The following is a 16029-nucleotide window of genomic DNA, read 5'->3' as shown; positions in this document are numbered from 1 at the left end:
GCTCGTTGGGCACTGTGGTCTCGCTCATCTCGTCACTGTGGTTATGCGTGCCGTCGCCACCGCGTCGGCGAGTTCCGGTCCTGGCGCGGTCACCGTCACCGTGGCCGTGGCCGTGGCTGTCCCGGTCACTGTGGCTGCTTCGGTCGCTGTCGCGTTCGTTGCTCCCGCGTCCGTCTCTGTCGCTGTCACCGCCGCTGTCGGGGATGCCCCGCGTACGGAGACGCGGTAGCCGCCCCCGGTTGTCGCGACCACATCCACCCGGGCTCCTTGGGGATGGCCGCAGCGGCGGTCACAGCCCGACCAGTAGACCGGCAGCGCGTCGTGGCCGGCCGCCGGGCGCCGCAGCGCTTCGGTCGCGTCCGCGCGTACGTCCGCGAGCGCCTTCGCGCAGCCGGGCCGGCCGGTGCAGGCGCCGACGCCGTACCAGGGGGAGTCGCGGTCGGTGATCAGTCCGGCGATGCGGAGACGTTTCAGCAGGTCGTCGGCGGCGGCGGGCTCCAGCCCCGGCACGATGACGCCACGCCAGGGCGTGACGCGCAGCGCGGTGGCCGGATCGGCGCCGCGTCGCCCGCTGCCCCGCGCACCGCCTTGCCCGCTGCCCCGCGCACCGCCTTGCCCACCGGCTCGTGTACCGCGTTGCGTACCGCCCTGGGCGACGACTCGCGCCGATGTCAGCAGCCGCCACTGGGCCGCGCTCAGCCGTCCCAGCGGCGCGTGGACGGACAGGGCCACGGTGCCGTCAGGGGAGTGGATCGCACCCGGAAGCGGAGGCTCCCCGTCCCCCGGGTGGGTTTCCGCTGCGCGAGCCGCTGCGCGGTCCGTTGTCGAGGCTGCCGCGCGATCCGCTACGTACTCCGCGGCGATGCCCGCCTCCGTCAGCCGCGACGCGACCGCCACGTCCAACCCGTGGCCGGACGGCAATTCCCGTACCCGCCAGGCGCCGGAGCCGCCCGCCTCCGCCACCGTGAGAAACGTCTCCGCGGCCAGCAGGGCGGCCCTCGGGGCGTCGGCGGCGTCCACACGGAGACCCGACCGGTTCGCCCCGGTATATACGACCGCCGTGCCGTCGCGCCGTGCGAGCAACGTCACATCCGCGCCGAGGGCAGCCACATCCCCGCGGCCGTCGTCCAGTGCGAACAGGAAGCGGCCGGAGAGAGCCGTCGCCGCTTCGCTCGCGCACAGGAGATCGTCCAGTTCCCGAGCCCACAACTGCGGTCGCCCGACACGGGATCGACCGTCGAGTCCGCCCCCGAGTCCGTTCGCGAGTGCGCCGCCTTCCCGGACCTCGCCCCCGAATCCGTCGAGACCGGCCAGCGGTGAGGCGACGATGTTCCGGACCCGCTCATGCCGTTCGGAGGGCAGCAGCCCGGCCTCGTACAGCAGGTCCGCCAGTTCGGCGCCGCAGTTCGCGTCCGCACCCAGCCCCCGGAGCTGCACATTGCCCCGGGACGTGATGTCGACATGTCCGTCGCCCAGGCGCTCGGCCGCGCTCGCCAGCACCTCCACCTGACGGTATGTCAGCAGCCCTCCGGGAAGGCGAAGTCGGGCCAGCCGTCCGTCGTCCGCCGCGTGCAGCCTCAGCGCTCCGGGACAGGCGTCACCGGCCTCCCGTACGGGGCCCCGCACAGGATCCGGAACGGAAGCCCGCGAGGGTTTCCGCGGGACAGCCCCCAGGGGAGCCCGCGAGGGAGCTTCGTCCCGGTTGGCGGGCGTTGGCGAGGTGGGCGGCATGGCGGCGAGCATACCCACGTACCTCCGCGTCCCATCCTGGCCGCCCAGGCGCCCTCCCCGCCCGTGACCTGCTGCACCTACTATGCAGACGACGGGTCCGGTGCCCGTCAACGCCAACGACGGCGTCAGGGGAGGAAGCCCGGTGAGAATCCGGCGCGGTCCCGCCACTGTGAGCCCGGCAGCAGCCGGGTGAGCCAGGAACTCCCGCCGTCCTCCCTACCGCCCGGGGCGCGGACCCCGAGGAAGGCAGACGCCGCATGATCCTGCTCCTGTCGACGTCCGACACCGATCTGCTCAGCGCCCGTGCGGCGGGCGGTCCGGTCCCGTACCGGTACGCCAACCCGGCCCGGCTCGCGCTCGACGAACTGCCCGCGCTGCTGGAGGGTGTCGGCCTTGTCGTCGTACGGCTCCTCGGCGGACTGCGCGCCTGGCAGGACGGGATCGATCTCCTCCTCGGCGACGGCGCGGCCGACCGAAGCGCCGACGCGGACGGGGACGGGGACGGGGACGCGGACGGGCCGGCGCCCCGCACGCCCTTCGCCGGCCGTCCGCCCGTCGTGGTCCTGACCGGCGAACAGGCCCCGGACGCCCAGTTGATGGAGGCCTCCACCGTCCCCATCGGAATCGCCGCCGAGGCGCACGCGTATCTCGCCCACGGCGGTCCGGCCAACCTGGAGCAGCTCGCCCGCTTCCTCTCCGACACCGTCCTGCTGACCGGCCACGGCTTCGAGCCGCCGGCCGCGGCGCCCACCTGGGGCCGGGCCGAGCACCGGGGAGAGCACCGAGCCGAGCGTCACGCCACTGCGGCCAGTCACTCCACCGCGGGCAGCCAGGCCGCAGGCAGTGACGCCACCGCGGGCAGCCCGGACGCGGTCCGCCCGCTCGTCGCGGTGCTCTACTACCGCGCGCACCATCTGAGCGGCAACACCGCCTTCGTCGACACCCTGTGCGACGCCATCGAAGAGGCCGACGGCCGCGCCGTCCCCATCTACGTGTCCTCGCTGCGCGCGCCCGAGCCCGCACTGCTGGAGGCGCTGAGCGGCGTCGACGTCATCATCACCACCGTGCTCGCCGCCGGCGGCACCCGGCCCGCCGAGGCCTCGGCGGGCGGTGACGACGAGGCATGGGACGCGGGCGCCCTGGCCGCGCTCGACGTACCGATCCTCCAAGCCCTGTGCCTCACCACCAGCCGCGCCACCTGGGAGTCCAGCGACGAGGGGCTGTCCCCGCTGGACGCCGCGTCGCAGGTCGCGGTGCCGGAGTTCGACGGCCGGCTCATCACCGTCCCGTTCTCCTTCAAGGAGATCGACGAGGACGGCCTTCCCGCCTACGTCGCCGACCCCGAGCGCTCCGCCCGTGTCGCCGGAATCGCCGTACGCCACGGCCGACTGCGCCACCGTCCGAACGCGGACAAGCGCCTCGCGCTGGTGCTCTCCGCGTACCCGACCAAGCACTCCCGTATCGGCAACGCCGTCGGCCTGGACACCCCCGCCAGCGCCGTGGCCCTGCTGCGCGAACTGCGCGCCGAGGGCTACGACTTCGGTGACGAGGAAGTCCCCGGTCTGGAGTCGGGCGACGGCGACGAGCTGATCTACGCGCTCATCGAGGCCGGCGGCCATGACCAGGAGTGGCTCACCGAGGAGCAGCTCGCCCGTAACCCGGTCCGTATCCCGGCCGCCGACTACCGGCGGTGGTACGGGAAACTCCCCGCCGCGCTGCGGGAGTCCGTCGAGGAGCACTGGGGACCGCCGCCCGGCGAGATGTTCGTGGACCGCAGCCGGGCCGCCTCGGGCGGGGACCCGGACGGTGACATCGTGCTCGCCGCCCTCCGGCGCGGCAATCTGCTGATCCTCATCCAGCCGCCGCGCGGCTTCGGCGAGAACCCCATCGCGATCTACCACGACCCCGATCTGCCGCCGTCGCACCACTATCTGGCCGCGTACCGCTGGATCCAGGCCGACCGCGAGGACGGCGGCTTCGGCGCCGACGCCATGATCCACCTCGGCAAGCACGGCAATCTGGAGTGGCTGCCCGGCAAGAACGCCGGGCTCTCGGCCGCCTGTGCCCCCGATGCCGCGCTGGGTGATCTGCCGCTGATCTATCCGTTCCTGGTCAACGACCCGGGCGAGGGTACGCAGGCCAAGCGGCGCGTACACGCCACGCTTGTGGACCATCTCGTACCGCCCATGGCGCGCGCCGAGTCGTACGGCGACATCGCGCGCCTGGAGCAGCTGCTCGACGAGCACGCGGCGATCTCCGCCATGGACCCGGCGAAGCTGCCCGCGATCCGCGCGCAGATCTGGACGCTGATCCAGGCCGCGAAGCTCGATCACGACCTCGGCCTCGAAGACCGGCCGGACGACGACGGGTTCGACGACTTCCTGCTCCATGTCGACGGCTGGCTGTGCGAGGTCAAGGACGCGCAGATCCGCGACGGACTGCATGTCCTGGGCGGCGCGCCGACCGGCGACGCGCGGGTCAATCTGGTCCTCGCCATCCTGCGCGCCCGCCAGATCTGGGGCGGTACGACATCCCTCCCCGGGCTGCGCGAGGCGCTGGGCCTGGACGAGTCGGCCGCGACCCGTACCGACGCCGACGAGACGGAGCGACGGGCCCGCGCGCTCGTCCAGGCGATGGAGGACGCGGGGTGGGACCCGGCGGCGGTGCCGCGCGTCGTGGCCGGGGACCCGTCAGACCACGCGTCAGGTGACGCGTCCGATCAGGCGGCCGGTGACGCGTCCGACGAGGTGGTCGACGACGCGTCCGATCAGGCGGTCGACGACGGGTCTGGTCCCAGCTACTCCGCCGGTCACCCGGAACAGATCGCGGACATCCTCGATTTCGCGGCCCGTGAGGTCGTGCCGCGGCTGGCCGGCACCGTGGACGAGATCGACCATGTGGTGCACGCGCTGAACGGCGGGTTCGTACCGGCGGGCCCGTCCGGATCGCCCCTGCGCGGACTGGTCAACGTGCTTCCGACCGGCCGCAACTTCTACTCCGTCGACCCCAAGGCCGTCCCGAGCCGGCTCGCCTGGGAGACCGGACAGGCCCTCGCCGACTCCCTCCTGGAGCGCTACCGCACCGACAACGGCGACTGGCCGACCTCGGTCGGGCTCTCGCTGTGGGGTACGAGCGCGATGCGCACATCCGGCGACGACATCGCCGAGGCCCTCGCGCTCCTGGGGATCAGGCCCGTCTGGGACGACGCCTCGCGCCGGGTCACCGGTCTGGAGCCGATCGCGCCCGACGAGCTGGGCCGGCCCCGTATCGATGTCACCCTCCGCATCAGCGGTTTCTTCCGTGACGCCTTCCCGCACGCGATCGGGCTGCTGGACGACGCGGTACGGCTGGCCGCGTCGCTGGACGAGCCCGCCGAGGCCAACCACATCCGCGCCCACGCCCAGGCCGATCTCGCGGCGCACGGTGACGAGCGCCGGGCCACCACCCGTATCTTCGGCTCCCGGCCCGGTACGTACGGCGCGGGCATCCTCCAGCTCATCGACAGCCGCGACTGGCGTACGGACGCCGATCTCGCCGAGGTCTACACGGTGTGGGGCGGCTACGCGTACGGCCGTGAACTCGACGGCCGGCCCGCCCGCGCCGAGATGGAGACCGCGTACAAGCGCATCGCGGTGGCCGCGAAGAACACCGACACGCGCGAGCACGACATCGCGGACTCCGACGACTACTTCCAGTACCACGGCGGGATGGTCGCCACGGTCCGCGCGCTGAAGGGCACGGCACCGGAGGCGTACATCGGTGACTCCACCCGCCCGGAGACCGTCCGTACGCGCACGCTGGTGGAGGAGACGTCGCGTGTCTTCCGCGCCCGTGTGGTCAACCCACGCTGGATCGAGGCGATGCGCCGCCACGGCTACAAGGGCGCCTTCGAGCTCGCCGCGACCGTCGACTATCTCTTCGGGTACGACGCGACGACGGGCGTGGTCGCCGACTGGATGTACGACAAGCTGACCGAGACCTATGTCCTGGACCCGGAGAACCGCGCCTTCCTCCAGGAGGCCAACCCCTGGGCCCTCCACGGCATCGCGGAACGCCTGCTGGAGGCGGAGTCCCGCGGTATGTGGGCGAAGCCGGACCCGGCGGTGCTGGACGAGCTGCGGAAGGTGTTCCTGGAGACAGAGGGTGACTTGGAGGGCGGGGAGGACGGGGAGGACTGACCGCCTTCCCGTATCCCGAGGGGCCGGGCCGGGGACCGTGGGCCGAGGGCTGGGAGCCGGGAGCCGGGGCCGGTGGCCCGAGGGACCTGGCCGCGGCCCCGGGGCGCGACGAAAACGCCGTCCCAAGAGGACGCAACAAAAACGCCCCCTCCGGGAGGAGGGGGCGCGTTGCTGCTCGATCACGCCGGCTCGATCACATCGACACGGGGCCGACGGCGGGATTCGTACCCGCGATCCGAGATCACTGTAGCGCGGGGCGGCCGCGATTCCGTGGAGGTTCGACGGACACGCCGACGCGATCTGTTTTAGCCATGCCCATGACGGAAATGGCCAAAGCGGATGTCACCTCCGTGTTGCCGCCGCGTAAAGGTGCACGTGACTCCGGCATAGGCCACCGTCCGGCCTCATGTCGGCGTGTGTGCTTTGAGACAACGTTGTCTCGCGCTGCTGACAAAAGACATCTTCCGCTGAAACGATCAACACACCGCGCGGTCGTCACATCCACATCGCACATCTCCCTGCCGTCATGAGCAAGCCGGACAGAAGGAGCACCAGGAGTGACGCACACCCCCCGTATGTCCCGTACGTCCCGCACCTCTCGTAACTCCCTTACGGACATGGCCGCTTCCCCTCACCGTCGGCGTGTGATGACGGCCGCGGCCGTCACCGTGGCCGCGCTCTTCGTATCGGTCCTCCCCGCCACGGGCGCCGTTGCCGGGCCGGCCCGCCCGGCCGACGCGGACGGCGCGTCGCGGCAGAGCGTGAACGAGCCCAGACTCGGCGCGAGACCCGTCGAGCTCTCCCCCGGGCAGAGGGAGAAGCTGCTCAAGGCGGCGGCCGATGCCGGGGCCGTCACCGCCCGCTCCCTGAAGCTGGGCGGCAAGGAGAAGCTGTTGCCGAAGGACGTCGTCAAGGACGCCGACGGCACCGTGCACACCCGTTACGAGCGGACCTACGCCGGACTTCCCGTCCTCGGCGGCGACTTGGTGGTCCACGAGCGCGCCGGCGCGCGTACGGGCGCCGCCACCGGCTCAGCATCCGCCTCCGCCTCCACATCCGCACCTGCCACCGACTCCGCCACCGCACCCGGTGTGACCGTCACCTGGGCGTCGGACGCGGCGATATCCGTGCCGACGACCAAGGCGACCGTTCCGGCCACGGCGGCGAAGAAGACGGCCCTGGCCACCGCGAGGACCGAGGGGACCGGCGAGGCCGTCCCGGACGGAGCGCCGCGGCAGGTCATCTGGGCGAAGGACGGCGTGTCCACCCTGGCCTGGGAATCCGTCGTCAACGGTGTACGGGAGGACGGCACGCCCAGCGAGCTGCACGTCGTGACCGACGCCGGCAGCGGCAAGAAGCTCCAGGAGTTCGACACGAAGCACGCCGGGGTGGGCAACGGCCAGTTCAGCGGCAAGGTCCAGGTCGGCAGCGTCCGCAACGGCGATGTCTACGAACTGACCGAGACGCAGGGCGGCAACCACCGGACGTACGACCTCAACGGCGGCACGTCCGGCACCGGAACGCTCTTCACCGACGCCGACGACATCTGGGGCGACGGGACGGTGGCCGACCGCCAGACCGCGGCCGTGGACGCCGCCTACGGCGCGCGGAAGACGTTCGACTTCTACCACGACCAGTTCGGCCGCAACGGCATAGCCAACGACGGCGTCGGCGGCTACTCCCGGGTCCACTACGGCAACGAGTACGTCAACGCCTTCTGGGACGACGACTGCTTCTGCATGACCTACGGCGACGGTTTCGACAACGTCAACCCGCTGACCGCGCTCGATGTCGCCGCCCACGAGATGACCCACGGCGTCACCTCCACCACCGCCAACCTGTACTACTACAACGGCGAGTCCGGCGGTCTGAACGAGGGGACGAGCGACATCATGGCCGCCGCCGTCGAGTTCTTCGCCAACAACCCGAACGACGTCCCCGACTACGAGGTCGGCGAACTGATCGACATCAACGGCGACGGCACCCCGCTGCGCTACATGGACGAGCCCTCCAAGGACGGCATCTCCCAGGACTACTGGTCCACCGCCACCGAGGGACTCGACCCGCACTTCTCCTCCGGTGTGGCGAACCACTACTTCTATCTGCTCGCCGAGGGCAGCGGAAGCAAGACGATCAACGGCGCCGCCTACAACAGCCCCACCTACGACAACGAGCCGGTTCCGGGCCTCGGCCTGCACAACGCCTTCAACGTCTGGTACCGGGCGCTGACCCTCTACATGACCTCCACCACGGACTACGCGGGCGCCCGCGTCGCCACCCTCCAGGCGGCCGCCGACCTGTTCGGCAGGTCCAGCGAGGCGTACGAGACGGTCGGCAACACCTGGGCGGCCGTCAACGTCGGCCAACGCTTCGTCAACCACATCACGCTGAGCCCGCCCCCCGCCCAGGAGGCGGCCGTCGGCCAGCCGGCCGCCCTTCAGATCGACGCGGCGACCAGCCAGGCGGGCGGTCTGACGTACACCGCCTCCGGCCTGCCCGGCGGTCTGACGATCGGTGCCACCACCGGTCTGATCTCCGGCAGCCCGACGGAGGCCGGTGACTTCACCCCCACCGTCACCGTGAAGACCTCCGGCGGGAACTCGACGACGGCGACCTTCCCTTGGACCGTCATCCCCTCCGGCGGCGACTTCTTCGTCAACCCCGGCAATGTGAACATCCCCGACGGCGGCGGCGACCCGGCCGAATCCGCCCTCGTCGTCACCGGCCACGACGGCGGCGCCCCCAGCGACCTCCAGGTCACGGTCGACATCGTCCACACCTGGCGCGGTGACCTGGTGATCGACCTGATCGGCTCCGACGGCACGGTCCGCCGGCTGAAGAACTCCAACAGCGACAGCGCCGACGACGTACACGAGACCTACACCGTCGACGCCTCCGCGATCCCCGCCAACGGCACCTGGAAACTCCGCGTCCAGGACGTCTACTCCTACGACACGGGCTACATCGACAGCTGGAAGCTCACCTTCTGACGCTGCTTCCCCACCACACCCACCTTCCCCGCCGCGCCCACCACCAGGGCGCGGCGGGACCATTTCCCGCCCTGCACGTTTTGGTCACAGATCTGTCACCAAGAGCGCACATACCCTCCACACCTCCGGGCACCCCCGATACGTTCGTCCCTCTCGAACCACCCACAGGGGGACGCATGTCGTACAACCAGCCGCCTCAGCAACCGCCCTGGGGCCAGCCCCCTCAGCCGTCCCACCCTTCCGGTGCCCCGAACCCGTACGTGCCGCCCATACCCGCGCCGAGCAGGCCCGGCTGGACGCGGAAGCGGGTCCTCCTTCCGTGCGCCGCGCTCCTGCTGTTCGCCGGCATCGCCATCGGCGGGGCCGGCGACGGTACGAAAACGGGTCAGACGGTGAGCGAGAAGCCCCGTCCCTCGATGACGGTCACGACGACGGCGACCACCACCGCCGAGCCCCTCCCCGCCACCACAGTGACGGCGAGCGCGAAGCCGGCCCCGACGGTCACCAAGACAAAAACGGTCCGCGTCACCGTCGCCCCGGCCGCCGCCCCGCCCGACGACGAGGGCACCGATACCTCAGACGGCTCAGGCGGCTCCACGTACTACGCCAACTGCACGGCGGCCCGAGCGGCGGGAGCGGCCCCGATCCACACCGGCGACCCCGGCTACGGACGCCACCTGGACAGGGACGGCGACGGCACCGGCTGCGAATGACCCGCCCCGGACAAAGAAGCAAGCCCCTCCTCACCGACCCCGGCACAGGCGCCGCGTGCCGACATCCTCCCGACGGCCACGGGCAGGACCCCAAGGCGCGCCCAAGACATTCCCCCTGACCTAAGGCCAGCAGACGCATCGGGGCCCGCAGACAGCACCGGACCAAGCGTCCGTCAGCGAGCCCCAACTGCGCCGCGGTCAGGGCCAGACCAAGCAGTACGGCTGGTGGCCCGCCTCGTGCAACCGATGTGAGAAGTCCTGCCACTCGTGCAGCGATTGAAAGCAGTGGGCTGCTGGCCTGCGGTTTTGTGGCGGGACGCGTGCTGACATATGAAAACAGCACTCCCTAGTTCTCACGGGTCAACACCGTTTCCCAGGCTCATATGCCCTGGATGTGCCCTGAGGCTCTCGCTCGTGGGCTGGGCTCGGGAGTTGGAGCGGCTGGCATGACCTGGCGGAGGCGACGAAGCCTCCTGCGCCGGTCTTCCTCACGTGCCTCGACGAACATTCCGCCTGTCGAACGGTAGGCGCCAGAAGGCCTGTGGGAGTTGCTCCAGCGGGTGGTTCCGCCAGCTGCGCAGCATCTGCGGGGTGGAGGAGCACGCCGTTGAGGGGACCGGGAGGTGCTGGCCGCGAGCGTGTTCGTGGCGTCTAAGGCACCCCCTCCACCTCCCTGGAACCGGCCCCGAACTCCGCCGGCAAGAACGCCTGCGACGTAATCCACCGCTTCCGCGAAAGACGCATAACTCGCAAATCCCTGCACATCCCCCCTCCAGCTCCGCTCAGTGATGCACGAGATGGAATCCCTCGGCATCGAAGAACTGAAGAAGACCACTCACTACCGCTTCCGAGCGGCCACCGACATGGCCCGGCCTCCACACTCCACCACCACTGGGCCATCGCAACCGCCCGAGCCGCCCCGCCGACTACTGCTTCCACTACATCCAACTGGGCACCCCGGACATGCACCGTCGCCTGTCCCGCCTGGCGGCGGGGAGGGCATCGACTACTTCTGCCTCGCCGACGTGGACACACCCCCGTCCACCCGACCGTCAGTCCAGGCAGCCTTCCACGCCTTCCCTGGAACGCAAGTACCCGTTCGCGAGCCACTTCGACGCAACACCGAACCAGATGGCCGCGATCGGCCAACGCCGGGCTGCAGAGCGGACAACGAGTTGATTACTCGGAGCGCCTCCGCCATGCAGCGTCAGAGTCTCCGTGTCGCCCTTCTTGTTAAAGTGACAGTAATCGAAGTACCGTAAGCAGCATGCAAGTTGAAGCCTGGTCGCCCCCGCCCGTGCTGCTGACGGTTGATCTCGTGATCCTGACGCTGCGTGAGGGACGACTGTGTGTACTGCTCGTGGAGCGGGGCGAAGATCCTTTTCGGGGCATGCTGGCTGTGCCTGGCGGGTTCCTCAATCACGCTGGTGAGGAGATCCTTGACGCCGCCCACCGTGAGTTGAGTGAGGAAACCGCTCTGGGTACCGGGTGGGTACATCTTGAACAGTTGGCCATCTACGGGGACGCGGGCCGTGATCCACGGGGACGAGTCGTTTCCGTGGCCCACCTGGCGATCGCACCGGGACTCCCCGAACCGGTCGCGGGAACGGATGCCAAAGATGCTGCGTGGGTTCCCGCGGAAGACGTCCTGTCCGGCGAGGTGGAACTTGCCTTCGATCACCGCCGAATCGTGACGGACGGAATCGAACGCGCGCGTACCAAGCTCGAATTCTCGGCGCTGGCAACGGCATTCTGCGGAGAACTCTTCACCATCGTCGAGTTGCAGCGGGTGTACGAGGCGGTTTGGGGCACCGAACTCGACACCCGTAATTTCTACCGGAAAGTCCAGGCCGTAAAGGGATTCATCATCCCCGCCGGCTCGGGACGTAGGACCACGGGAGGACGGCCCGCGCGGCTGTACCGGGCCGGGCCAAAGACGGTGTTGTTCCCACCACTGATCCGACCTGTGCCGTCCAGGACGGAAGAGGACACAAGAAAGGAAGGGTAATAGATGTCGAAAGACCTGGTGGTGATTCTCACCGCCCTCAATCTCGAGTACCAGGCCGTGCGCCGGAAACTAGCCGGTCCACAGGTGCACCGTCATGAGCGTGGGACGCGGTTCGAGATGGGAACCGTGCAGGGCACTTCGTGTCGTATCGTGCTCGGCCTGACGAACAAAGGGAATCATTCCGCCGCGGTGATCGCTGAGCGCGCGATACAGGAGTTTTCGCCCGTGGCCGTGTTGTTCGTCGGAGTCGCCGGTGCCCTGTGGGACACCGCCAGGCTGGGCGACGTGGTGATGGCGACACACGTGTACGCCTACCACGGCGGGACCAGCGAGGACGACGGACTCAAGGCCCGTCCCCGGGTGTGGGAGGCGGCGCACGGTATCAGCCAGCTCGGCTCGCATCTGGCGCGCGTGAACGACTGGGCCGACGACATGCCCGGTCATGGGCGCGCGCCGCAGGTGCGCTTCGGTGCCATCGCAGCTGGCGAAGTCGTACAGAACTCGAAGATCTCGGCCGAGGCGCGGTGGATCCGGCAGCACTACAACGACGCGCTCGCGATCGAGATGGAGGCCGCCGGTGTGGCGCAGGCCGGTCATCTCAACGGGGCACCGGTGGCAATCATCCGGGGAATCAGCGACCGAGCGGACGGTACGAAGAGCAGCGCGAAGGACCGTAACTGGCAACCACGAGCCGCGGCGAACGCGGCGGCATTCGCCACACGGCTCGCCGTGGAACTGGTGGGAGAACAGGAGCAGATTGCAATGTCCCAGGCAGACAGGGCCGATACGGCCGACGGACTCAAAGAGCACGTCAGCAACACCGCCCATAACAGCACCGTTGGCATCATGGCCGGCTCAGTCAAGGAGAGCAGCGTCTACTTGAACGCGTACCCGAAGGTAACCAGTCCGGCGGACCTGGTCGCGGAACTGGACGGTTTCCGTGAGTACCTGAAGCGTTGCCACGTCGAGGGCGCCCTCGACGACGACACCTATCGAGAGGCACTGGCGGAGCTGGGCTTTGCCCGCCGGGCAGCAGGAGAGAACACTCCCGAATCGTCGAAGAGGGCGACCATGGCACTCAAGAGGTTACGCGGTCTGATCGCAGAGTTTCCGGAGCTGGTGGCCAGCCTGGCACCACTGGTTGTTGCGGCGGGGTGACTTGTCATGAACGACGGCAGCAGTTTCACGCACAATTCGGCCGCATACGACTCCACTGTCGGAATCCAGGCCGAGATCGTACACAACTCCAACGTTTACTTCGTCCATCCGGATGCATCGCCTCAGGAAAAGTACAAGGTCGGTGTACGGTTCCTGGGGGATGGCATCCCCAGCCGTGCTCGCGACATGATCAGTGACGCGATCGCCCACGGACACGACAACGCGGAGGTCCGTTTCCACTGGGTGCTTGCCATGCTCAGCGCACGCGCCTACCACGACCTCAGCACCGAAGAAGTCCAGCGGCTGCACCATGCCTCCGGGCTCGTACGGACCTACGCCGAGGGAGAGTGGAAAGACGCTCTGCGCGTCGCTTTCGAACTGCTGGCGATGCTCAGCACCGCGGACGGCGAAACAGGACGCGTACTGGAGCGGTTGCGAGCCCTGTCACCTCACCAGCGTGACGCTATCCTCCACCACCTCGACCTCGTGCTCACCGGAGGGCTGAAGGACAGCCTGTGGGTCGAGAACCGTGAGCGGGCCGAGACAGCTCGCTTCGGCAACGACCGGGTCCAACGGGTCTGGGCCTATTTCGAACCCGACCCCATTGGGCCACGAGCTTTGCCGCCCCGTCTGGGCACTGCTGCTGCCGCCCAGGCAGCCCTCCCAGTCCGAGCCGGCCTGTTCGTCGTCGTTACTGCATTCCTCTGGATCTTGGCGCTGGTCGCGGATCCGGCTGCGGCAGTCATCGAGTTACTGGTGGCGCTCGGTGCAGGCCTGGCTGCGGCTCACTGCGGCCGCCGATGGTGGGACCAGGGACATCAGCTGAAGGCTAAGAACCGTGAGTCCCACATTTCGCACACGCGCGATCCCGCCTCTACTGGGGACGGGTTCACCAAGCGCGTCCGTCATTCGTTCGACCACTACTTCAGTACCCGCGTGCCCCACGGATTATCCCCGCACGAATGGCTCGGTCATACCGTCCACATCCGCAAGAGCCTCGTCGCCGAGATCGCGCTTCTCTACCGTGAGAGCCGAATCAGCGTGGACCGGGTCAACTGGCTGATCCGCTATCTTGCTGAGGATGCGCGAGACCGCCATAACAAAAGTACTCTGTTCGATCAACACCACCAGAACCGAACGTCGGTGGTGGCGAAGGCGCTGTGCGTGGTCGCCCTCATCACTCTCGGCATCACGACTCTGGCCCTGCTCGGGACAGTGGCCTCAGGTGCTGGCGCGTTGCAGATGCTGCTGGCCATCCTGGCCGTAGTCGGTGCGGTCTGGTCCGGACGCGCGGCTGTGTCCTCGTGGCTGGAGGCCAGGAGCGAAGAGCGCCGACTGGCCGAAGAGACTCAGGAATATCAAGAGCGGCTGACCGCACGGCAAGTCGCGTACCAGAACTGGAAGTCGTTCCTGGACACCACGCGACCCAGTGAGCTGGAAATGGAGACCTGGCTCACCTGCGACAAGACGCTGTTCGTCGACGAAGCACTCCGCCACTACCAGCTCACCTGGCGTGACCTGATCACGCACACCATCCTGATGACACCCGCACGCCCCTACAAGCGAGGGCGTGTTAAGGGCGGTCCTTGGCGATACTCGCGCTACAGTTTCCGGCTTTTCCTGGTCACGCAGGATGGCGTTCGTGAAATCAGCATGGAATTCGATTTCACCGACGCAAAACGCGGGAACGAGCAGCGAAGCAACTACCGGTTCGACGCGTTGTCCTCCGTGCAGGTCACGGAACGTACCCATGTCGGCTACGACCTGGAGCTCGTCCTCACCAACGGGCCGGCCAGGAACATTCGTGTCAAAGACGCCGACACCCATCAACTGGCGCCGGATGAAAACGCCCAGGAAATCGCCGAAATCAACCTCGATTCGGCTGGTTTCATCCACACCTTCCGCCTCCTGGAAGGAATCGCGGCGGACGGAAAAGGTTGGATCGAAAGAAACAACCCCAACAACCTGCCGTCCTTCCGTGCTGCCGACTGAGTCTTCCGGTCTTCAGGGCAGGCAGGGGCCGGAGCACCGGAGCCCTGCCCGCCCACTCATCAGCCCAGCCGGGACCCGAGCTTAGGAATGGCCGTGGCCGCCACAGAAGACGTCACCGAGAGCAGACTGCTGCTGGCCGAGTACGACCGCATCAAGGAGGAGCAGAAAAACCGGATAGGATTCCGTGACAACCTGCTCTATTTCACGCTCGCCGCGTCCACCGCGGTCCTGGCGATTACCGTCCAGAGCAGGCAGGCTCAACTGCTGCTCGCCGTCCCCGCGATCTGCCTGGTCCTGGGCTGGACCTACCTGGTCAACGACGAGAAGATCTCGGCGGTCGGCTGCTACGTCCGCGACCAGCTGGGACCGCGGTTGGCCGAGCTCAGCGGCGCCCACGGCGCAGTGTTCGGCTGGGAGATCTACCACCGCGACGACGCGAGCCGCACCACGCGCAAGCGACTACAGACCGCTGTGGATCTGTTCACGTACTTGGCCTTGCCGATGATCTGCGTGACCGCATTCTGGTGCTCTTCCGCCGTCCAGCCTTTACTCGTGATCTTCTCCCTCGCACAGACAGTTGCCCTGGCGGTACTGGGCTGGCAGTTCCTGCGCTATGCGGAGCGGTAGTGCCGCTCTGCGGCCCTGCTTCACGTTCGATTCACCGTCCCGACCGGCACGGCCGAGTAACCGCCTCCGCGGGGCTGGGCTGCACGTCGTGTAACTCGGACCGTGTACCGGCTGCCGCCAGCTGAGGCGGCGCGACTACGTACGCCGTCTGGGGGTTCGGGGGTGTACTGGAGCGCTCTGACCAGCGGCGGGGTTGTTGGCTGGTGGGGTTGTGAACGGTCCTGGACGGAGGTGAAGAGACCACAACTGAGACCACGGCCAGCGAGCATCGCCTACACAGCACCGTGATTCAGTCAGATCTGGCCAAGGGCGTCCTGTCGAAGGACTCGTCCGGGAAGACGGGCGCGCTGAGGAAGTTCGCGCCGTTGGTGGCGACGTAGATCGATACGTGTCCTGAACTGCCCGAGTCTGAGAATAGGCCGACGGCGTGGGCACGGTTGTCGACGCTGACGGGGGTGCCTTCGTTGTGGCAGAAGGTGCAGGTCATGCCGCGGCTGCCGAGCTCGCTCGTAGGCAGCCGATGGAGGGGGCCGCCCCGGGTGGGCACGGGGAGCCGACCCGCGGTGCGGGTACTCGCCTGGGGCGGACCGGTCTATGGAGTCGGTGCCGTCGCGAAGGTCAGCCCGACGACT

The 16029-nt window shown here is 68.6% G+C and carries 8 protein-coding genes and 1 riboswitch; of the genes, 7 read left to right on the top strand and 1 reads right to left on the bottom strand.

Going from position 1 to position 16029, the window contains the following annotated elements; translation table 11 throughout:
• Nucleotides 1–24 precede the first annotated feature (24 nt).
• Complete coding sequence (locus OG214_RS16565) at nucleotides 25–1731, bottom strand: cobalamin biosynthesis protein CobG (protein WP_405985155.1); 1707 nt, start codon at nucleotides 1729–1731, stop codon at nucleotides 25–27.
• A 75-nt stretch (nucleotides 1732–1806) separates the two neighbouring features.
• A riboswitch (cobalamin riboswitch) is annotated at nucleotides 1807–1955 on the top strand.
• A 372-nt stretch (nucleotides 1956–2327) separates the two neighbouring features.
• Between OG214_RS16565 and cobN the strand changes: the two genes are divergently transcribed.
• The 7 genes from cobN (at nucleotide 2328) to OG214_RS16530 (ending at nucleotide 15397) form a co-directional block, all read left to right on the top strand.
• Entirely contained in the window at nucleotides 2328–5909 is a 3582-nt protein-coding gene (gene cobN / locus OG214_RS16560) for a cobaltochelatase subunit CobN (protein WP_405987525.1), read from the top strand.
• A gap of 647 nt (nucleotides 5910–6556) precedes the next feature.
• Nucleotides 6557–8899, top strand: coding sequence for a M4 family metallopeptidase (locus OG214_RS16555; RefSeq protein WP_405987524.1), 2343 nt, complete (start codon nucleotides 6557–6559; stop codon nucleotides 8897–8899).
• A 260-nt stretch (nucleotides 8900–9159) separates the two neighbouring features.
• Complete coding sequence (locus OG214_RS16550; RefSeq protein ID WP_405985154.1) at nucleotides 9160–9612, top strand: excalibur calcium-binding domain-containing protein; 453 nt, start codon at nucleotides 9160–9162, stop codon at nucleotides 9610–9612.
• 1267 nt (nucleotides 9613–10879) lie between these two features.
• Nucleotides 10880–11620 carry an NUDIX hydrolase gene (locus tag OG214_RS16545; protein WP_405985153.1) on the top strand — a complete coding sequence of 247 codons (741 nt, stop codon included), beginning with the start codon at nucleotides 10880–10882 and terminating at the stop codon, nucleotides 11618–11620.
• Nucleotides 11621–11623: 3 nt separating this feature from the next.
• Complete coding sequence (locus OG214_RS16540; protein WP_405985152.1) at nucleotides 11624–12778, top strand: purine phosphorylase; 1155 nt, start codon at nucleotides 11624–11626, stop codon at nucleotides 12776–12778.
• 6 nt (nucleotides 12779–12784) lie between these two features.
• Nucleotides 12785–14770, top strand: a complete 1986-nt coding sequence (locus OG214_RS16535; RefSeq protein WP_405985151.1) for a hypothetical protein — start codon at nucleotides 12785–12787, stop codon at nucleotides 14768–14770.
• Nucleotides 14771–14857: 87 nt separating this feature from the next.
• Entirely contained in the window at nucleotides 14858–15397 is a 540-nt protein-coding gene (locus OG214_RS16530; protein ID WP_405985150.1) for a hypothetical protein, read from the top strand.
• Nucleotides 15398–16029 lie beyond the last annotated feature (632 nt).

The sequence above is a fragment of the Streptomyces sp. NBC_00872 genome (genome assembly GCF_045161915.1).
In the GTDB taxonomy this organism is placed as follows: Bacteria; Actinomycetota; Actinomycetes; order Streptomycetales; family Streptomycetaceae; genus Streptomyces.
This window is presented reverse-complemented; position numbering and strand designations above follow the sequence as displayed.